The organism is Pseudomonas sp. GW456-12-10-14-LB2 (assembly GCF_002884345.1).
GTDB lineage: Bacteria > Pseudomonadota > Gammaproteobacteria > Pseudomonadales > Pseudomonadaceae > Aquipseudomonas > Aquipseudomonas paraglycinae.
In genome coordinates, this window is the sequence record NZ_POHV01000008.1 from 81,507 (window position 1) to 101,955 (window position 20,449).

General features: G+C 59.3%; 16 protein-coding genes. 5 read left to right on the forward strand and 11 right to left on the reverse strand.

The genetic code is table 11. The annotated features are described in order from the left end of the window. Positions 1 to 8: 8 nt before the first annotated feature. The 4 genes from C1X29_RS07320 to C1X29_RS07335 all read right to left on the reverse strand — a co-directional run bounded on the left by C1X29_RS07320 (position 9) and on the right by C1X29_RS07335 (position 9,490). On the reverse strand, positions 9 to 3,458 hold the full coding sequence (locus C1X29_RS07320; RefSeq protein WP_102717149.1) for a DUF6543 domain-containing protein: 3,450 nt from the start codon (positions 3,456 to 3,458) through the stop codon (positions 9 to 11). Between the two features lie 161 nt (positions 3,459 to 3,619). Further along, entirely contained in the window at positions 3,620 to 6,166 is a 2,547-nt protein-coding gene (locus C1X29_RS07325; RefSeq protein ID WP_102717150.1) for a LuxR C-terminal-related transcriptional regulator, read from the reverse strand. A gap of 139 nt (positions 6,167 to 6,305) precedes the next feature. Beyond that, positions 6,306 to 7,673, reverse strand: coding sequence for a DUF1329 domain-containing protein (locus C1X29_RS07330; protein ID WP_102717151.1), 1,368 nt, complete (start codon positions 7,671 to 7,673; stop codon positions 6,306 to 6,308). 23 nt (positions 7,674 to 7,696) lie between these two features. Further along, a complete protein-coding gene (locus tag C1X29_RS07335) occupies positions 7,697 to 9,490 on the reverse strand; it encodes a DUF1302 domain-containing protein (protein ID WP_102686885.1) in 1,794 nt (597 codons plus the stop codon). 709 nt (positions 9,491 to 10,199) lie between these two features. On the opposite strand from C1X29_RS07335, the gene C1X29_RS07340 reads away from it, so the two are divergent. Then, positions 10,200 to 12,371: an S-type pyocin domain-containing protein gene (locus C1X29_RS07340; protein ID WP_256584329.1), complete on the forward strand. Its 2,172-nt coding sequence runs from the start codon at positions 10,200 to 10,202 to the stop codon at positions 12,369 to 12,371. Beyond that, positions 12,368 to 12,628, forward strand: a complete 261-nt coding sequence (locus C1X29_RS07345; protein ID WP_007957240.1) for a hypothetical protein — start codon at positions 12,368 to 12,370, stop codon at positions 12,626 to 12,628. The genes C1X29_RS07340 and C1X29_RS07345 overlap by 4 nt, the downstream gene beginning before the upstream one ends. A 44-nt stretch (positions 12,629 to 12,672) precedes the next feature. Here the strand turns inward: C1X29_RS07345 and C1X29_RS07350 are convergent, their stop codons facing one another. The 5 genes from C1X29_RS07350 to C1X29_RS07370 form a co-directional block, all read right to left on the reverse strand. Continuing rightward, a complete protein-coding gene (locus tag C1X29_RS07350) occupies positions 12,673 to 13,584 on the reverse strand; it encodes an SDR family oxidoreductase (protein WP_085746954.1) in 912 nt (303 codons plus the stop codon). Positions 13,585 to 13,736: 152 nt separating this feature from the next. Continuing rightward, positions 13,737 to 14,639: an alpha/beta fold hydrolase gene (locus C1X29_RS07355; protein ID WP_102717153.1), complete on the reverse strand. Its 903-nt coding sequence runs from the start codon at positions 14,637 to 14,639 to the stop codon at positions 13,737 to 13,739. Then, positions 14,639 to 15,421 (reverse strand): class II aldolase/adducin family protein, encoded by a 783-nt coding sequence (locus C1X29_RS07360; RefSeq protein WP_085746952.1) that lies wholly within the window; start codon positions 15,419 to 15,421, stop codon positions 14,639 to 14,641. The genes C1X29_RS07355 and C1X29_RS07360 overlap by 1 nt, the downstream gene beginning before the upstream one ends. Positions 15,422 to 15,553: 132 nt before the next feature. Then, positions 15,554 to 16,240, reverse strand: a complete 687-nt coding sequence (locus tag C1X29_RS07365) for an LrgB family protein (RefSeq protein ID WP_102717154.1) — start codon at positions 16,238 to 16,240, stop codon at positions 15,554 to 15,556. Next, on the reverse strand, positions 16,230 to 16,616 hold the full coding sequence (locus tag C1X29_RS07370; RefSeq protein ID WP_085746950.1) for a CidA/LrgA family protein: 387 nt from the start codon (positions 16,614 to 16,616) through the stop codon (positions 16,230 to 16,232). Before C1X29_RS07370 ends, C1X29_RS07365 begins: the two co-directional genes overlap by 11 nt. Before the next feature lie 95 nt (positions 16,617 to 16,711). Here C1X29_RS07370 and C1X29_RS07375 point away from each other — a divergent pair, with 95 nt between their 5' ends. Then, positions 16,712 to 17,599, forward strand: a complete 888-nt coding sequence (locus C1X29_RS07375; protein WP_085746949.1) for a LysR family transcriptional regulator — start codon at positions 16,712 to 16,714, stop codon at positions 17,597 to 17,599. On the opposite strand, the gene C1X29_RS07380 is transcribed toward C1X29_RS07375, so the two are convergent. Further along, the gene (locus tag C1X29_RS07380; protein ID WP_102717155.1) at positions 17,589 to 18,044 is read right to left on the reverse strand and encodes a flavodoxin; all 456 of its coding nucleotides are present in this window, start codon (positions 18,042 to 18,044) and stop codon (positions 17,589 to 17,591) included. The two genes, C1X29_RS07375 and C1X29_RS07380, sit on opposite strands and share 11 nt — an antisense overlap. 153 nt (positions 18,045 to 18,197) lie before the next feature. On the opposite strand from C1X29_RS07380, the gene C1X29_RS07385 reads away from it, so the two are divergent. Both C1X29_RS07385 and C1X29_RS07390 read left to right on the forward strand, forming a co-directional pair. Further along, the gene (locus tag C1X29_RS07385; RefSeq protein WP_085746947.1) at positions 18,198 to 18,674 is read left to right on the forward strand and encodes a PAS domain-containing protein; all 477 of its coding nucleotides are present in this window, start codon (positions 18,198 to 18,200) and stop codon (positions 18,672 to 18,674) included. Between the two features lie 54 nt (positions 18,675 to 18,728). Then, complete coding sequence (locus tag C1X29_RS07390; protein WP_085608095.1) at positions 18,729 to 19,334, forward strand: hypothetical protein; 606 nt, start codon at positions 18,729 to 18,731, stop codon at positions 19,332 to 19,334. Positions 19,335 to 19,337: 3 nt separating this feature from the next. Here C1X29_RS07390 and C1X29_RS07395 read toward each other — a convergent pair whose 3' ends face one another. Next, complete coding sequence (locus C1X29_RS07395; protein WP_102717173.1) at positions 19,338 to 20,297, reverse strand: MerR family transcriptional regulator; 960 nt, start codon at positions 20,295 to 20,297, stop codon at positions 19,338 to 19,340. Between the last annotated feature and the right edge of the window lie 152 nt (positions 20,298 to 20,449).

Consider the following 20,449-nt stretch of genomic DNA (forward strand, 5'->3'; position numbering starts at 1 on the left):
GCAAGGGGTCAGCCGATGATTCGGGTTTTACTGTCCGCGATCACATAGGGAGAAGCCACGGCGGTGACATAACCAATGCCCACTGGCACCCCGGTCGCGGTCGATACGATCTCGGAAATATCCTTGACTCGCGACAGCAGCCCCACCGCCGAAACAGATCCGCCAACGCCAGCCACAATCCCCACATACAGGAGAATGGAGCTTCTCCAGGCCGAGGCGAGATGGTTCTTGCCGGCTTCGTCATCCCCCAGGCTGTAGGCAACGATGCCCTGGACGATCGACCGTGTGATGCGCACGATGCTGTTCACCAATCCCACCGGCGGGACAAACAGCGAGACGATATCCACCGCAAGCTCGGTGATCACCATGACCGTGTTCCAGAAACGCTCGGCAGGTGTGGTGGTTTGATAGTCAACGTCGCTGAGCACACGGGAAATCATGCTGTCGAATTCGAACTTGAAATGGGTCACTACAGAACTGTTGTTCAACGCCGGGGTTGGGAGAGCGCCTGACGCGTTCTGGCAGCGAATGACAAAGTTCTGTACGACACTCCTGTGTTCGAGCCTGGTCAGTGCAATAACGTGATTTCCCAGGTCGGCGTCCTTGAGCCCCAGTGTCAAGGACTCCAGCGGACGGAAACTCATGCCATCCGGAGCCTTCGGAATATAGACCAGCAGCTGCAGTTTCCCTGCCACCCGGCGTCCAAACGTATAAGCGCCCTCGATGCGTCGCCCTTCAAGAACCAGCGTGTAAATACCGTCCTGCGGGGTAGTGCCCGGCTTGAACGGATCCAGTTCATGAGGACGGTCATGATCGAGCCCGTCGACCAGTCCCGCCAGCCAGTTGAACTGTTCGGCGGACAAAGAGCCCTGCATCTTCTGGGTCAATGCCGCCCTGAGCATTTCGTTCTGCTTGAGCTTGCAGAACAGTTTCGCCTTGAGATCCAGCGACGCGCCGTTGGCGAAACGGTCGACCAGATGCCACTCATACATCATGCCCGGCCGCAAACCGATCAACGATTTGACGACCGTCGCATTCAGACCGCCCAGTGAAGAACCCTCCCTGGAGACGAATGCCACCTGATCATCGTCTGGCCAAAGCTGCCATTGAATGAAGAGATGGGTGAGCGTCATCCAGTCCTGCCCTCTCACCTTGACATCAACGCGATCAGGATCGATCAACGGGTGGTTCGGGTCAGAACGACGCAGATGACTGTTCAACCGTTCCATCACCTGGTCTCGTGAAAAAGAAACCAACGTGGGGATATTAAGCTCCTCTTTCGAGAGTTCGTAGAGCGCCCTGAAATCCGTGTTCAATCGGGTAAGCATCTCGCGATCGCGCGCCGCCGCACTCCTGTACCAGGCAGGAGTAGCCACCTGTTCCTCGGCAATTTCCCAATCGATGATTTCATGAATGGCCCCCATCAGCGGCCCGTCTTCGTGCCCCCGGTTCCACTCCACCAGGGTGACACCGCCCCACCACCATGGCTGAAACACAGGGCCCGGTTCGTCATAAGAGAGCTCGTCTTTCACGAAAGCTGCGCGGTCCTTGCTGAAAGCCTGACCGGTCAGGAATTCACGATCACGTGGCTCGAATCCCCAAGAGATGAACTGGCGCTTCAACCCCGTCAGATCGGAGAATTCGTACCACTGCTGCCCGGTCGGGGCACCCGGCGCATACAGCACATGTAATTGACGGTCTGGCGCAGCTCCCCTTGCACGAAACGCAATCATGTCCCTGAACGGCCTGTAGCGCTGACGAAACGCAACGCCAAACGCTTCGACTCCCGGGTCCCCATACAGATACCGCTGCACCATGTTCTGTGCTTGCGGGCCGATGTGTTTTTGCAGGACGGCGGCGAAGTGGCTGAGCGCAATTTCCTGCCCCAGGACTTCGCGCATGGCTTCGCGGATCCGCGCCTGTGCGAATCGCTGATTGCGCTCACTGGCATATTGCACACGCAGATCAAACTGGCGGATGGCGAGTTCGATACTGGAAGCCGTCAGTCGCGGATTGTTGTGAAAGGCTTCGAGCTTGATCGTGTAGGGAGCCGCCGTGTCATGCACGCCGTACATGAACAACTGCGTCAGGGTTTTACGCTCGACATGTTCGATACGCCGAGTGCCCATGCGCAACGAATGTTGCACTGTCACCCAGACAGTATCAGGGTCCACTCGCCGGGTATCGCCCGCGCTGATGTGGGTTTCGACAGCACCGCGCACGTAGTCCTGAAAAGAAGATACCCCTTCCATGGCCTCATGCAGGCACACCTGCCCCCTGAGCAGTTCCTTTTCCAGAGAGGCGAACATTTCCTGATGGTTGGCGGTGGCATCCTTCAACCATTGCGGCCGGGCGTTTCGGTTCATCAGGGCCAGTAGTCTGGCGACCCGCCCCCGGGCAGCGTCGATGACCGCCTGCTGCTGAAGGGCGCTCTCGACCGAACGCACGAGAGCAGGCCGATCCCCGCCCGGCGCCTGTAACCGGCGAAGATGGTAAGCAACGTCGCGTTGTTGTTTTTCAAGAAGCTGGGCGGTGAGGGTCTGGAAGATTTCGCCTTGAATGTTCAGGTAACGGATATCCGGAACGCTGCCGACCTGCTCGGCATCTTCCTGTGAAACGCTCCTGAGCAGTTGTGCCCGGGTTTCTGCATTGCCCAGGCGTTGCTGCAACGCTTGATGCATCAAGGCGGCGGTGCGGAATGTTTCCAGGCCGTTCACGGAGGTGTAGAGCACTACCCATTCGTCATCGTCCAGAACCAGTTCGGGGATAGAGCGCCCCGTGAGGTAGGTGACAAAGCAGCCGGCCAGCGTTGCGAATCGACCATTTTCCAGTTGCAGTGAAAGACTGTAGGCCGGAGTCAAAGATGTGCCCTTGATAAAAACGGCATAGCTTTCCTCTACCTCCGGCCGAACGCCTTGCATCTGCACCGTCGCACCCAATTCCTGCCAGAACAGCGCTGCATGGACATCCTGCAGCTGACGCCGGCGCGAAGCCAGCTCGCGCCCCTTGTCGTCCTTCCCCGAAGAAGCAGCCCAGTATTGCGCCAGCAAAGGTGTGTATTTCTGCGCCAGCGCCCCCAGCACATTACCGATCAAGGAACCGACGGCGACCACATCCAGCCCGTGAATCCGGTCCTCTTCATCCGTGGAGTCAGGCCAATCGAAGACGCCGTACAGACTGGCGTCATAGACGGGCGCATTACCGGACATCAGGCACTGCATGAACACGTCCATCAACAACCCGGTCGGTTGCGGATTCACAATCCCTGGACGCTGGGCGGTAATGTACGTTTTGCTGATATAGATATCCGGCGATAACTGTTGAAGTTCCTTTAACACCAGATCCTGTAAAAGCGATTTGAACGACGGTAGTGCACCCAGTAAACCTTCCAGGTCGTCCCTGTGCTGATTGATTTTATTCAGATGCTTTTCCGCCGAGAAACTTTCCACTGCGCTCATGATAAAACTCCGTTATTACACGCATTAACAGGACGACAAAACATCGCCCAAGCTGTGCAAACAACTTAACCGGAGTAAAACCAACAAAAACACCCACTATCCTTTGCAAGACATTTAAAGGATCAAACTTAAAAAAAACCAACACACTGATTAAATGACGATTAACAACATAAACCCAGCATTCTAGCGCGCGCCACGGCATGCGTACGGCGTTCGACGCCCAACTTTGCATGAATCCGCCGGACATGAGTTTTAACGGTATGCAACGAGATGAACAACTTGTCCGCTATTTGTTTATTGGAACTTCCCGCCGCAATCAACCCCAACACTTGCGACTCTCTCAAACTTAATGAATTTTCACTCTCGCCACTTTCAGAAAACTGATGTCCGGATAATGATTCAGATCGAATAACCGTCGCGGCATCATCGAACTTCATGACCAGGCACTGCAAGTTGAACTGGCAGGCCAGCATGCGGCCCTTGTCGAAATACTGCCGGGCAGATTCCCGATCATTGAGAATTGATGCCACCTCGCTCATTGCCAGCAGCAACTCGGTTTCCAGAACAATCATCCGGCAAGACCGAGCCTGCTCGAGCAGAGACTGCAATCGCAGCACGGGCTGCTGCGTCTGCCCCAAACGGGTCTCGGCCAGAATCAGCAAACACTCGATACGCGGAATCAGTTCCAGCGTTGCCGGCGGCGCCTGCCGTGCCCGCGGGCCACGATAATGCCTGAGCACTCGACTCAACGCTTCGCGAGCCAGTTCTGGCCGCCCTTGTTGCAGCCAGAATTCACTGCTGAGCTGCAGCAGAACGCCGCGATAGACCGTGTCCGGAATCTGCCGCTGCTGCATGAGCCGCTCGGCATCACGCAGACGCATGAACGCCTGCGGGTAATCGCCCTGATCGGCGGCCAGTTGCGCCTGCCCCAAAAAGCCATAAAGCACCCGCTTGTCAAAGCTGCACAGGCAATCGTCGAGCCCTTGTTGAAAGAATCCGGCGGCCCGATCCTGCTGTCCCATGCTCAGCGCCAACCGCCCGCGACGCAGGGCAATACGGCCCAGCAACGGCGTCGGCCGCTCGACAGACAAGCCGAGCATGTCGCAAAGATTGGCCAGCAATTCTTCGGCACGAGCCGACGCGCCCCGTTGCTCCAGCAGTTGGGCGTGATCCAGTTCCAGCAACGCTTCGAACAGCAATGAACCCTCAGCCCGGGCCAGGCACAGCGCTTCACGATTGATCGAATGAGCCAGCTCCAGATCACCGCACAGCAACGCCTGCTGAGTGCGGCCCGACAGGCACAAAAGACGCGCCGCCCAGGCCTGCGGCGAAAGATCGTTCAAGGCCTGCTCGAAATGCTCGCGCGCCTCGTCCATGTGCCCCTGCAAATGCAACAGCCAGCCTTGCTGAGCCTGCCAGCGGGCGATCAATTGCCGTTGCTGACCCGCCGACGGCGGCGGTAGAAAACGCGACAGTTGCCCGATGCAATCCGCCGCCTGGGCAAAACGTCCGGCGAACAGCAGCGCTGCCGTGATCAGCCCGACCAGTTGCGCCGAACCCAGCAGCAACTCCTCGCCGCGCTGCTCGTAGAGACGCAGTAGCAACACAACAGTCTGCTCCTCGAACAGGTGCTCGAAGCTGAAGTGCTGCAGCAGGCTCACCGCGACCTCGTACTCTTCGGCCAGCAACGCCTGTTCGAAGGCGCATTTCCAATGCTGCCCGGCAGCAAACCATTGGCAGGCCCTGCGATGCCAGGAACGTCCGGCCGACCAGGGTTCGTCGCGCATCAGACGCGATAGCGGAGCGCACACCTGCAACCAGTCCGGCGATCCTTGCCAGGGTTCGATAAAACACCCGAGCGTTTGCAGCGTGCGCATCCACTGCGCCCCTTCGCCGGCACCGAACAGGTGATCGCACAGACTGGCGTTGAACCGCGGCAAATGTGCCAACACCCGCCAGGCCTCTGCCAGCTCCGGGCTCAAACCACTGAACAGTTCGTGTTGCAGATAGTCCAGCAAGGTGTCCATGCGTTGCTGCGGCAAGGTCTTTTGCGACCAGTCGCATTTTTGCATCAACAGGATCCGCACCCCGGCGCACCACCCACCGCTGCGCTGGAGGATTCGCCCGGCTACGTCGTCGGCCTGGGCTGGCGGAAGGTGCCGCAACAATTGCGCGATCTCGCCACGACTCAACGCCAGCGCCGCGCGTTCGCACTCGTACAAGGCATCATCGAGCAGCAGGCGCGGCCAGTTGCATTGCGGGCGCCGACGGGTGCCGATCCACCAGGTGACGGCAGGGCTGGCAAGCGCCAGCAGGCGGTCGAGGAGCGCATCCAGCGCCGGGTCTTCAACACGGCAGTAATCGTCGAGAAACACCCAGACCGGCGAGGACCGGCGCGCCAGTTCATTTAGCAACGACGACTCATCCGCCGCTGCCAGCCCGAATGCCTGCGCCAGTCGCTCGCAAAATGCCGCGACACTTATCGACATGCCCGCCAGCGGCAGCCAGCACACCGTGCATTCGAGGGGCGCCTGCAACAGGCATTCGGTGAACAGCGTGCTCTTGCCACTGCCGGCCGGTGCGCAGATCAGCCGGACCCGTGCCGAGGACTCCAGCAATGATGCAGTCAGACGTGGACGTGGAAGATGATGAGCCGAGAGTCTGGGCAAGAATCCCGGACGATCCGGAGCGTGGGTCATGGCGGTCATCGGGTACGCCTTTTTATCGTTGTACGCTCACCCTAGTCCTCTCCCCGGTGCTTGTTGACGAGTATTCAGTACGCTGATTGGCGCCCATAAAAAAGGCGACCGTATGGTCGCCTTTTGCCTTGCCAATGTATCGAAACCCTTACCTCACGCCCTCGGCGCGCAGGGCCGACGGGGTGTAGTCGGCGGCCTTGGCTTCGAAGCCGAATTCGAAGCTGTGCTTCTCTTCGTTCTTCATCCCCAGGGCAATGTAGCGGCCGGCGATGATGTCGTAGAGCGCTTCGAGGGTGTAGGCCTGGGCCTGGTGATCGTAGTAGTACTGCGCGTGTCCCTCGGCCACTCGCCACAGCTGCCCGCGACCGTCGTAGTGATCGGCCAGCGCCACCTGCCAGCTGTCCTCGTCGATGTACATGTGGCGCTTGGCGTAGATGTGCCGTTCGTTCGGTTTCACCGTGCCGACCACTTCCCAGACCCGGTGCAGTTCATAGCGGGTCAGGTCCTGGTTGATGTGCCCCGCCTTGACGATGTCGTCGTACTTGAGACTCGGCGAGTCGAGCTTGTAGCTGTTGTACGGAATGTACATTTCTTTCTTGCCGATCAGTTTCCAGTCGTAGCGGTCCGGCGCGCCGGAAAACATGTCGAAGTTGTCCGAGGTGCGCAGGCCGTCGGCAGCGGTGCCCGGCCCGTCATAGGCGACCTGCGGCGCACGCCGCACCCGGCGCTGCCCGGCGTTGTAGATCCATGCCAGGCGAGGTTCGTTCACCTGATCGAGGGTCTCGTGCACCAGCAGCACGTTACCGGCCAGACGCGCCGGCGCTGTCACCGACTGTTTGAAGAAAGTCAGAACGTTGGCGGCTTTTTCCGGATCGAGATCCTTCATCAGTTGCGGCACGGCGATCTCTTCTTCAAAGCGGATCGGCGTGTAGCTGCCATTGGTTTGCGGGGTCACCTGCGTGATGATCCGCCGCAGGTTGCCGCCGTGATAACGGGTGATGTGGTTCCACAACACCTCGACGCCATTTTTGGGAATGGGGAACGCGTAGTAGCGGTTACCGGTGAAATTGGCCAGTCCGTTGCCGTCGTTGATGCTGGTGACGTTGAGTGCGCTGCGTTTGGCCGACTCGTAGATTTCCGGCGGTGCGGCCACGGTGCGATGGGTCGGGTAGACCGGGATTCTGTAGGTTTCGGGGTAGCGTTTAAACATCGCCACCTGACCGTCGGACAGCTTGTCCTTGTACTTGTCGACGTTGGCGGCGGTGATGGTGAACAGCGGTTTTTCGCTGGCGAACGGGTCAGCCAGAAAGCCCTTGCTGTCGACCGCACCCGCGTTTTTCGGGATACCGCCGGTCCAGGCCGGAATCGAGCCGTCGGCGTTACCGGCCTTCTCGGCGCCCAGCGGCGTCAGGCTGGTGCCTAACTTGTTGGCCTCTTCCGGCGATACCGCCGCGATCACATTGGCAGCCAGCAGGCTCAGGGCCAGAACACCGCATTGCAGAATCATCTTGCGCATTGCATTCATCCTTCTCGGGCAGATCAGAAGTTCACACCGAAGCTCAGGGCCACGAAGTCACGGTCTTCGAGGGTGTTGTAGTCACCGCCGAAAAAATCGGTGTAACTCAGGCTCGCGGTATAGGTGTTGCGGTAGTCGGCATCGACCCCGACGCTGACGGCCTTGGCGCCTTCGTTGAACAGACCGTTGGGGCCATAACCGGCGACGTCGTGGGACCAGGACAGGTTGGGCTTGAGGTTGATCCCGCCGATCACGTTGGCGTAATCGAGGATCGCCCGGGCGCGATACCCCCAGGAGGTGGAGGTGACGAAACCGTCGGTGTCACCGCCGAAACCGTACTGGCCGTAGACCGAGTCACGGCCGTAACGCAGCTTGCTGCGCGACTCCAGGCCGCCAACCCGCACCACCGCCGCTTCGCCGACCAGGGTCAGACGCTGAGCGCCCCAGACCTGATCGAAAAAGTGCGTCAGCGTGCTCTGGATCTGGGTCACTTCCTTGCGTCGGTAGCCCTTGTTGTCAGCACCCGGCGAGGTAAGCAGCGGCGACGCGGCACCGCCGGCAATCGGATTGAGCAGCGCAAGGGTCAGGTCGTTGGTGTTGACCTGCACCGGCGCGTTAGGGCGATAGCTGATCTCGCCGGTCCAGGCGGTGCCGGTCGGCAGCGTGGTAGAGAAACTCGCGCCATACAGGCGGATGTCTTCCGGGTATTCGAGGTAGTACTGACCACGCCCGAGCATCACGCTTTGCGCCAGTCCCGATCCACTGCCGGGCGCCAGCCGGTTGGCGATCCCGACCATGCCCGGCAAGGCCGCGAGGGTCGACAGGCCGGCGGTGCTGGTGCCAACCGTCGGCGTGCGGCTGTGATAGTTCATGAAGTAGAGGCCGTACTCGGTGTCATCGCCGAGCCAGCGCAACGCCGTGCCCCATTGCCCGGAATCCCGCGCATCGCGGTCGCCGCCACGGGGCACGATCACGCCTTCGCGGGTCACCTGGATCGGCTGGCCAAAGGCTGCCGCCAGCGGCGCCAACGGGGCGATCGCCGGGCTGCCGACGGTGTAACCGTTGTTGCAACCGTCCGCCGCCACGTCGACACCGAAGAAGGTGCCGCAGTTGTCGAGGACGGTCTGATCCCATTCCAGTTGATAGAAGCCTTCGACCGTCAGTTGGTCGGTGAGCCCCTGAGAGGCGAACAGCATGTTCACCGGAATCAGCCCTTCCTTGATCTCCGCACCTGGCCGGCGAAACGCCGAGACGTCGATCGGGTTGATGCTGTTGATCGAGTTGCCGATGAAGGTACTTTCGCCCCAGCTCACTACTTGCTTACCGGCACGCACGGTGCCCGGCAGGTCGGCGATGGAGTAGTTGTGATAGACGAACGCATCGAGAATCTGCGCGCCGGAAGACTTCGCGCCTTCCTTGCGACCCTTGTCACTGATCTGTTTGAACTCGCGGTCTTCGTCCTTGAGTTCGAAGTCGTACCAGTACTTGCCGCGCACGAACACACCGGTGTCGCCGTACTTCAGTTCGAGGTCGTGGATGCCTTTGAAGATCTTGGAAAAGGTCTCGCCCTTCTTGAAGTTCAAACGCCCGTCATCACCGGTGGAAGACTGGCCGGTCCCGCCGTTGACAGTCCCCACCAGCGACTTGTCGGCATCGCGCATGCCCCAGCTCGCACCGACCGACAGCGACGAATCGAAGGTGCCTTCGATTTCCCCGATATTGAAAGCGACCGCGTGCGCCTGGGCACAGCAACCCAAGGCCACCGCAGCGGCAAGCGCGTGCGGTGTGAAGATGGCGCGCATTGTTGTTTTTGTCATGCGTCTTCCCCGGTGAGTGACAGAAGACCCCACCCTACTGCCGCCACGCAGGGACGATAAGCGCACCAAGGAGGTATTCACACTGTCGCTCAAAAGGATGAATCCCCGCCTGCAGCAAGGCTTTGCGCCCGCCATGAACAGGCTGGATGGATCACTATCAACGCAACGGATAATGACGACCCCGGTGCGCGCCACTGTTACATGCCCCGTAACAGTGCATGTCCGGAATCGCTATTTTTCCCTGAGGCGCCAGCCCTTATTCTGAGCCGGCTTTCACGGCAGACCGCCAGTAAGCACGAAGTCCACGACCGAGTCGTTGGCAATGATTTCTGATCGATCGAAGCGTTTTTCGATCCATCGCCCCGGTGTTCACTGACGTTGATTTGTAGCTCCTTGATCCAACGTCTTACCTTGGCCGCTGCGTTTGCAGCGGCCTTTTTTATGCCTGCTGAAAAGCCGAACGCCCTATCTTTCGAACAACTTCGAAAACAATGTCGGACATTTCCTCTTGCACCAAAGAAATATGACCTGAACGTTGAAAACCCAGGAACCCTCTTTCAAAACGAAACACCATTACTTACGGAGCTCTCGGATTTTGTAACCAGAGTTTTGTTGTAACTTGAAGCACCTCAAACATTCGCTGGCGACACAGGCGCCGCTTTCAACGGCACCATTTTGCCAGTGAGCCAACACGCACATTCAAAAGGATATGAATATGCAGAAACCTCCACCCTTTGTATTAACAGAGGCTGTCCATACGACAGCAATTGCACCGCCAAACACTCCCATCATTCGCGGGACATCCCCTGTTCTGCCCCATAGCGGCACGTTTGGCATCCCACATAACGTTGTAGCCAGTTCGCGGGAGTTCACTGCTGCCAAACTAAAGATTGAACAGGACTTTCAATCTCAGAACCAACAACTGGTGCAATCGATTGAGCAGGAACTCGCCGCAACACGTCTGGAAGGCAATACCCATCCGCTTCCTCCCGCGCAAGCAATCACTCGAGAGCTAGGAGTACGCCACACACTTATTGCTAGAAAGACCGCTCAACTTCATCAAAAAAATATTCTTGTTAACCATTTTTTTGGGGAGACGCCACTCAATAAGGACTTCCATGTTTTTTATCGACAAGCGCAGAACATGGATAGCAACGTCAGGCCTCGTGGTCTTGCCATGCAGGCTTGGGCGACCTCGTACAGAGCCGCCCACGAAGCGATCTTGCTGACGCAATCCATCGCCATACTTAACCAGCAACAGGTCGGAGTACAAAAATGGCTGGCCGCCGTGCAGGCCAATGATCAAGAGCGAATAGCGGCTGAACAGCAAGCGCAAAGAGCGGCGGCCGAACTGGCGCGCATCAATGAACAGGCACGACTCGCAGCACTGGCAGAAACTGCGCGTCGGCAAAAAGAACAGCAGGAAATTCAGGCGCGTGAACAGGCGCGCGTTGCAGCGCTGCTCGAGGCGCAAAGGCTGGCGGATGAGCTGGCACAAATCGCCGCCGCAGCCGCTGCGCGACAAGTCGCCGCCGAGCAGGCACGCCTGCAAGCGCAAGCCGAAGTTCAGCGCCGCGAAGAGGAACGCCGGCAACTGGCTGAAAAAACACGTCGGGAAAAGCAGCAGAAAGCGCTGAGAAAAGCACAAAAGAAACAGCGAAAAAAAGCACGCAAGATCGCCAGGGAGCAGGCGCAACGGCAAGCCGAAAACGCCAAAACCGGACAACCTCCGCTCTTTGCCAATGCGGGTTCGATGGCCGCTTTGGGTCCCACCTTTACCGGCCCGCTCGGCGTTTTTGGCAACAACCTGGCCACGACTCTGGCGCTCAGAACTTCGCTGCAAACGGCGGTTTCTTTGGCGCTGGCTGCCATCTCCACTGCTGCCGCACCGGTGATCGTCGGGTTCGCGGCGTTGCTCGCCCCTTCAAAACTAGGGAACAGCGACCTGTATTCGGCCAGCGTTCCCTTGTCAGACCTCGCACCGGATCTGAATGAAGATCTTCATCACGTGGCGGCCGTCGGGGGAACAGTCGATCTGCCGGTCAGGCTGGGCTCGTCGACGATCGGCGACAAAGTCGAATTCGTCGTAGTCACGACGGACGGAGTGACAGTCCCCGCCCCTGTTCCCGTGAGAGCCGCTCGCTTCGACGCCAGTAAAAACGTCTACGTTTCCACCGCCAGCGACACCAACGGCCCCACGCTGACCTGGACGCCGTTGGTACAGCCACAAGATACCTCGACCCACCTGCCGCTGGCCGATAACGATCCTCCGGTCTACGACGGTGCTGAAGTTGTTCCAGACGAGGGACGGATCGATCCGTTTCCCGAGCTGGATCGGTATGGGTTTGGCGGGTTTATCACGGTCTTTCCAACTGAGTCCGGATTGTCGCCGTTGTATGTGGTTTTCAGCAGTCCCTATGAGGGAGGCGTTGAAGGTGGCGAGCACAGTGGCCGCGCGTTTAACCCCGAGGAAACAGGTGGACCAATTCTTGACTTGGAATGGTCCCCTGTAACTGCAACATCAGAAGGAGCAAGCACTGTGCGACTACACATCTCAAGATTTCCTGAATCGGCCGCCAATAAGGTAATGATTGATCGCCTGGAAAAAATCATCAGCGGAGAGCTTGAGATAACGGATACAGACAAGCGCTTCTACACTCATGAGTTGAGAGAGCTAGAAAGATTCAGAGCCTTGGGATATGGGGATAACGAACGACCTGATCCGAACTCTCCTGTGTGGAACAATGTTCACACAGCAACGCTGGAAGACTTCAAACTCAAAGACGATGCTTCGCTGCTGTACACACCTGAAGCGCTGGCCGCCGACGCAGAACAAGTGGAACTCGAATACCAAAGGTTGTTGAAGGAGATGTGGAAATGAATACTGTCGAACAAATCGTAAAAAACGAGTCCCTTGATGACATCGTTGCAGTGTTCGCGTTGATCAAAGCAAATCCACATCTGGACAGGATGATCAGACTCTATAACCGTGACATCCTCAAAGAGTATGGCGCACTCGAAAACGCCTACTCCCGCCTCTTCGCCGCCGGGGTACTTGCTCTCGGAGAGCACGGCCTGGCGATCAAAGGCCCGAACTGGTCCCCACCAAAATTCATGATCGAAAACAGATACACCTGATCGGCAAATCGGCCACCAGGCTCTCACCTAGTGGCCACTTCAGGTTACAACGAATACTTCTGCAGATTCCCCATCATTTCCTTCAGCGCTTCGATGTTGTCCTTCGGATGCGCCGCGCCTTCGAAATCACAGATCTGCTGCCAGTGCGCCGCGACGTCTTCCGGGGAAAACCCGACGCGAGGATCGAACCCGGCACCCAGGCTGCGCTCCCAGCGCACCTTGCCCATCCAGCCGCCGCCGACTTCGAACAGGCCGGAAGTTTCCTGGCATTGTTCGCTGGCCAGGTACACCACCAGCGGGCTGACCAGCTCCGGTTTGAGTTGTTCGAACACTTGCGGCGGGATCAGGCCTTCGGTCATGCGCGTGCCGCCGGTGGGGGCGATGGCGTTGACCAGGATGTTGTTCTTGCGACCTTCGATGGCCAAGGTACGGGTCAGGCCGTAGAGGCCGAGTTTGGCCATGCCGTAATTGGACTGGCCGAAGTTTCCGTAGATGCCCGAGGTCGATGCGGTGAAGATCACTCGCCCATAATTTTGCTCACGCAGGTGCGGCCATGCGGCACGGGTCACTTTGTAGGCGCCTTCGACGTGGACGCGATAGACCAGATCCCAGTCGGCGTCTTCCATTTTGTGGAAGGTCTTGTCACGCAGGATCCCGGCGTTGTTCACCACCACATCGACGTGGCCGAACACATCGAGCGCGTTCTGCACCAGTTTGTCGCCGTCGGTGACCGAGTCATGGTTGGCTTCGGCGATGCCGCCGGCCTCACGGATTTCCGCTACCACGCGGTCGGCAGCCGAAGCGTTTGCGCCTTCGCCCTGGGTTGAACCGCCGAGGTCGTTGACCAGCACTTTGGCGCCCTGTTTGGCGAACAGCAAAGCGTGAGCGCGTCCCAGGCCACCACCGGCTCCGGTGACGATCACGACTTTATCTTCGAAACGCACAGACTCATTCATCGGGGCAACTCCAGCAGACCTGAGGGACAGTGTCCCCGAGTGTCAGGCACGACGCGTTCGGTCACAACGAACACGGCTGGGGCTGAATGGTGCGCGATAAGGCTGGGGGATGATGAAAACGTGCCGCGGCGCCCGGCGCCTGCGGCACGAACTCAGGAACACGCCACCTTACGCGGCGGCAACACGAAGTGATCGCGAAATTCGAGGTAGTGCTTGAGCACCTGCACCGGCGCTTCGGTTTGCGGGTAGTGGCCGATGCCCGGCAACAGCACGGTGTCCGCGTCGGGAATCAGCTCGCGATAACGCTCGACCATGTGCGCGCCGGAAATCGGATCGACCTCGCCATCGATCACCCGCAACGGCACCTCGCCGCGCTGCATCGCTGCGACCCAGCGATCACGCTGGACCCTGCGCTCGGGAATGTAGTGGATCAGCTTGTGCATGACTCGCGGCCCGCGATTGCATTCGATCAGGCTCCAGAAATCATCCATCTCGCTTTCGCTGGGCCGGGTGTCCGGGCCGAAGATCTGCCGGAAACTTTTTACCAGCGCATCGCGGGTAAACGCCCGGCCGATCATCCAGCCCAACGGGCTGAGCAACAGTTTTTGCGTCAGCAGCGGCCGATGGGTTTCCGGGAACAGACCGCCGTTGAGGAACACGCAACTGGCGACCTCGATCAGGTCTTCGTAATGCCGGGCCAGCAGTTCCTGGGCAACGCTGTCGCCGTAGTCGTGGGCCAGAATGTGCACCGATTGTTCGACCTGCAGATGCGCCAGCAAAGCCTGTTGCAGATCGGCCTGCTCCAGCAGGCTGTAAGTGTGATTCAGGGGTTTGGCCGAGTCGCCGAAGCCGAGCATGTCGCAGGCAATCACCCGGTAGCGCTGGGACAGCGGTTGCCACAGGTAATGCCAGTCCCAACTGGCCGTCGGAAAGCCATGGATCAGCAGCAGCGGTTCGCCCTGCCCGGCCGTCCAGTAGCGGATCGGCTGACCATGGAAGACAAAAGTCTGGCTGCGTTTGCGCCAGGCACTCAGAGGGATCTCGGCGAGAGGCATTAGAGTTTATACCCCGGGTCTTGTTTATCGAGTTTGCGCAGCAGCGCCGGCCAGGCCAGCGCGCCACCCATGCCTTGAGCACTTTTGGTGACGCCGGCGATCATCGCCTTGGCGCCTGCCAGAATCTGCGGTTCGATGGCGATCAGTTCGGCACCGCCGGTCTGCGCCATGACCTGAATGTCGCAGGCGCGCTGGAAGGTGAACATCATCAGGAACGTGTCGGCGATGGTGCCGCCACAGGTCAGCAGACCATGGTTGTGCAGCATCAGGAAATTGCAGTCACCGAGATCCGCCTGCAACCGCGCTTTCTCTTCATGGTTCAGGGCCACACCTTCATAGGCATGAAAGGCCAGGCTCGACAGCACGAACAGCGATTGCTGACTGATCGGCAACACGCCCTGCTTCTGCGCCGACACCGCGACACCGGAAGCGGTGTGGGTGTGCAGCACGCAGGCCACGTCGTGCCGCACTTCGTGCACGGCGCTGTGGATCGTGTAACCGGCGGGATTGATCTCGTAAGGGCTGTCCATGAGTTTGTTGCCGGCCTGGTCGACCTTCACCAGACTCGAGGCGGTGATCTCATGGAACATCAGGCCGAACGGGTTGATCAGGAAATCTTCGGTGCCGGGCACCTTGGCGGAAATGTGGGTGAAGATCAGATCGTCCCAGCCATGCAGCGCAACCAGACGATAACAGGCGGCCAGATCGACCCGGGTCTGCCATTCCGCGGCACTGACCTGGTCTTTGACGTTCACGGACGAAGGGACGGGGGCTACGCTCACTGTATGCACCTCTGCGTTCTTATTGTTTTTGCGTGTGTCAGCAGTCTAGTCAGCCATGGACGGCCGCGTAGTTGCATTGGCAGCCAGCTTGATGACTGAACGAGTCAGCCACGCAAACAGCTTGGATCCATGTCAAAGCAACGACGCCAACAAAGGCGCGGCGAACAGATTGAGCAACCCCGTCAGCACCATCACCAACCCCGCCACCGAACCTTCCTCGCCGCCCACTTCATGGGCCCGGCTGACCCCGGCACCGTGCGCACCGACGCCGAACAATGCCCCGCGCGCCAGGGCGCTGCGCAGCGGCAGCCACTTGAGCAGCACACCGCCGAGCATGGCACCGAACACTCCGGTGAACATCACGAACACCGCTGTCAGCTCCGGCACGCCACCCAGGTCCTGCGCCAGCGGCATGGCGAACGGTGTGGTGATCGAACGCGGCACCAGCGACAGCGTCACCGAACTGTCCAGCGCCAGTGCTTTCGCGAGGCCGAACGAAGTGCCGATCGACGCGGCGCTGCCGGCCAGCATGCCCAGCAGCAACGCCGACCAATGCCGCGCCAACAAACGCCGCTGCTGCCAGATCGGCACCGCAAACGCCACGGTGACCGGCCCGAGCACCAGCATCAGCCAATGGGTGTTACTCGAATATTCGGCGTAAGCGGTGTGCAGCGGCACGGCAAGCGCCAGCAGCAACGCAGGGACCAAAATCAGGGGCGACAGCAAGTAGCGCCCGGTCCGGCGATACAGCCAGCGACTGAACAGATAAGCCAGCAACGTGAATGCCAGCCAGAACATCGGCATCAGCTCAAGCTTCATGGGACCGCCTCAGGCGCACGGCCAGCTCCACGGTGAACGCGGTCACCAGCATCACCATCAGCGTACTGGCGGCGATCACCAGCAGAATCCGCCAGCCGTCGTCACGCAGCAATGCGCCGTAATCCAGCAGGCTCATCAGCGCCGGAATGAAGAACAGCAGCATCTCCGCCATCAACAAGCCTGCGCCCATTTGCAGCGCCGCCGGTTTGACCCAGCCAAGCGCAAAGCCCAGCAGCAACAGGGCCATGCCGATCACGCCGCCGGGAATCGGCCAGGCCAGCCACGCTGCGATCTGGCAGCCGAGCAGGTAGAGAGCAAGCAGGACGGCCAGTTCGGACAGCAGGCGGGAGAAGTATTTAACGGTCGAGGCTTTCATCGGTGGGCTCCTTTCAGGTGCCTATTTTACGAACCCGACTGCCATCTCCGAAGCGAATTGTTAGACTCAAAGCCATTCCAATATGGAATCAGGCCATGGAATTCAAACAGCTCAAAAGCTTCGTCGAAGTGATGCACCAAGGCGGCTTCACCCAAGCCGCGAAGACCCTGCACATCAGTCAGTCCGCCGTGAGCAAGCAGATCGCCCAGCTCGAACAGAGCCTCGGCACCCCATTGCTCGAACGGCTGGGTTCGCAAATACGCCTGACCGCCGCCGGCAGCGTGGTGCTGCAACGGGCAGAAGGCATGCTGCGGTTGCGCAATGAATTGCTCAGCGAACTGGATGATCTCAGCCATCTGGCACGCGGCGAGCTACGTCTCGGGCTGCCATTGCTCGGTAGCGATGCATTGTTTGCCGGGCTGTTCGCCGAATACCGACGGCGTTACCCGAACATCAGCGTGCAGTTGCTTGAAGGCGGCAGTCGCAATATCGAACAGGCGGTGCTCAGCGGGGAGCTGGAGTTGGGCGGCAGCCTGCTGCCGAAAGATCCGCAGTTCGACTTTCAGCCGTTCTGCGATGAACCGCTCGATGCGCTGCTACCGGTGGATCACCCACTGGCTACAAAAGGTGAAATCGGTCTGGAGGAACTGGCCGATACGCCGTTCCTGCTGTATCAGCGCAGTTTCGTGCTCAACGATCGTTTGCTTCAGGCGTGCCAGCAGATGGGCTTCACGCCGAAGGAAGGCGGGCGCAGCGGGCAGGCGGATTTTCTCGCGGCGCTGGTCGCCGCCGGGCAAGGCGTGGTGTTGCTGCCCAGCGTGGTGGCGCGCGGACTGGTGCGGCCAGGCGTGGTTCGCCTGACCTTGAACGCGCCGGATTACTTGCGCTGGGACATCGCTTTCATCTGGCGCCGGGGCGCCTATCTGTCGAAGGCTGCACAGGCCTGGCTGGCGCTGTTGCGTGAACGCGGGATCAGCCCTTGAGCGTGGCGATCAACTGTTCCAGCCAAGGCTCGGCGTCGGTTTCCGGGGTAACGCTTTCGCTGGCGTCGATGCGCAGCATGTCCTGTACTTCGCGCACACCCAGTTCGCCGAACAACTCGCGCAATTGCTCGCCGCCGCCGCAGAACGTGTCGCCGTAACTGGCGTCACCCAAGGCGATCACCGCGCCAGGCAAACCACGCCAGGCCGCCGGCAATTGGTCGCGAATCGCCGAATACAACGGTTGCAGGTTGTCCGGCAGCTCACCCATACCGGTGGTCGAAGTCACGCCGAGCAAGGCTTCAGGGCCAAACGCCTGGAGATCGGCAAGGCTGGCGCGGGCGTTGTAGAAGGTTTCAAAACCGGCGGCGTTCAACAGGTTCTGAGCGTGGCGAGCGACTTCTTCGGCCGTGCCGTACACGGAGCCGGAGAGGATGGCGACTTTCATCAATCTGATCCTGAAACTGAAAAAAAGAGCGGCGATAGTAACAGCCAGCGGCGCTCTGTTGCGATTGGCTCTCGATAAGCGCTGATGGCCAGTAGACAGCGCCGGTCGATCTTCTAGAATGCCTGCCACCGAAATCCTTGTAAGGCTTCATACATGATCAATGCCAGTCTGCTGCAAATGGTGATCAACGCGTCGAACGAAGGGATCGTGGTGGCAGAAAAGGAAGGCGATCAGGACAACATCCTGATCTACGTGAACCCGGCTTTCGAAAAAATGACCGGCTACACCCGCGAAGAAATTCTCTATCAGGACTGTCGCTTCCTGCAGGCTGGGGATCGCGACCAGGCCAGTCTCGGGGTAATTCGCGAGGTTTTGAGAGAAGGCGGCTCATGCCGGGAAATCCTGCGTAATTATCGCAAGGATGGCACGCCGTTCTGGAACGAGCTGTCCCTGTCCACGATTAAAAATGCCGATGACGGAATGACCTATTTCGTGGGCGTGCAAAAAGACGTCACCGTTCAGGTCAAGGCCCAGCAGCGGGTTGTGCAACTGGAAGCCCGGGTTGCGGCGCTGGAAGCCGAACTCGCAGAACTGAAAGCGACGAACGGCGCAAACAAAACCGCGAACTAATTGTCATTAACTACAATCACCAAAGACTTTGTAATTATTCATTTCGAGTTAGCCATGCAGCGTGACGCCCTCCTGACCCAGGATGAGCTGGATTTCATCCAGACCATGCAACACAACCCGCAACTGAATGTGCGGGATGCGACGTCGAGCCTGCTGGTCAATGGTGGTTCGCAGATCCGTGATCTGCTCACGCGTCTGGCGGCCCATGAGCAAGTCACCATCCAGGCCAACTTCGAAAATCAGCAGATGACTTTCCCGCTGCATCTGGTGGAAGACGAGTTCCACGCTCTGCACCTGCGCCTGGGCGTACCAAGCATCTATGAAGACGGGCCGATGGTGCGCCCATGGCGCCTGACTCTGGAAGAACCCGTGGCACTGGAAAATGCCAAGGGCCAGCCCGGTACGTTGTGGGTGCATGAGGTTTCGCACAAAGGTGTGCTGCTGGAAGTGCGCAACAAGACCAAACCGCCGAAGCATTTTGCGTTGTGGTTCAGCCCGTCGGGCTACGAGCGGATTTCCCTGCGCGGGACGTTCGAGCGGGAAACCGAAAACGGCTTTTATGCTTACGAGCTAAGCCAGAGCGATGCCGACGAAACCGAGCGTCTGCGCCAGTTCATCCTGCAACAGCATCGCCTGACCCACCCTGCCCTGCACACCTGACTCTCAGGTATCCAGCGTCCCTGCCAGGAACTGATTCATGCGCTGGCGCATGGTCGCCCCTTCGTTGCCCAGACAGCCAACCGATGATCCGGCCAGGCTGTCCTGCGCCAGATCGGCAGCATCGCCTGCCAGCATCAACTGACAATCCAGACTCAAGGCCAGACGATTCAGACGTCGCGGCAGCTCTGCGGTCGGCGCATGATTGGAAAACAGCACCAGAGCCTGGGGCCTGGTCTTTTCGCACACCAGCGTCAGCTCATCGAACGGCTGACCGGTGGTGAGCACACGAACGCCCGCGTCATTGCCGCTGAGAAACAGCGCCGCCACCAGCAATTCAAGCTCACGACATTGACCGGCCAGCGCGCTGACGATCACCTTGCGCGGTTGCGAGCCGCGCAGCACGACGATGCGCTGCAGCACCTTCGCTCGCAGAAAACCATCGAAGAACAGCCACTCGCTGGTCTGCCCGAACGCGTCCTGACGCTGGAGCATTTGCAGCCACAGCGGCATCAGGATGTCCTGAAACACTACGGGCAAGGCATAGGAGGAGAAAATCTGTCCGTAGACCCGGTCGAGCAACTGATCGTCGAACGAGCTGACTGCCTGCCGGACCTGTTCCTGCCACTGGAGGTAGTCAGCCTGCACCAGGTCATCGGGAATTAAGTGGGCCAGCACCTTCATCGGCTCGGTCTTGGCGAGGATCCTGCCGATCTTGCTCACGGCGACACCCCGATCGATCCAGTCGACGATGCTGCGAACGCGCTCGATATCGGTCATGGAATACAAACGATGCCCACTTTCGGTGCGTGTCGGCTCGATCAAACCATACCGACGCTCCCAGGCGCGCAACGTGACCGGGTTCACGCCGGTCACGCGCGACACTTCGCGAATCGGGAAAAGCTCCTCGCGCTCCAGCGCAACAGATGCCTGCGAAGCAGGGCGAACGTCTGTAATGACAGGCATTTGGGCGGACACGTCCTTGTTGGCGAAGTTGGATCCCATTCTACTCCGGATGCCCCTCCCCGGTTCAACCGACAAAATGAGACGAAAGTCTCTGGTTTTGTCACGATAATCAGGAATAATCCTTGCTTGTCGAAAAACGCAGCCCTCTACCC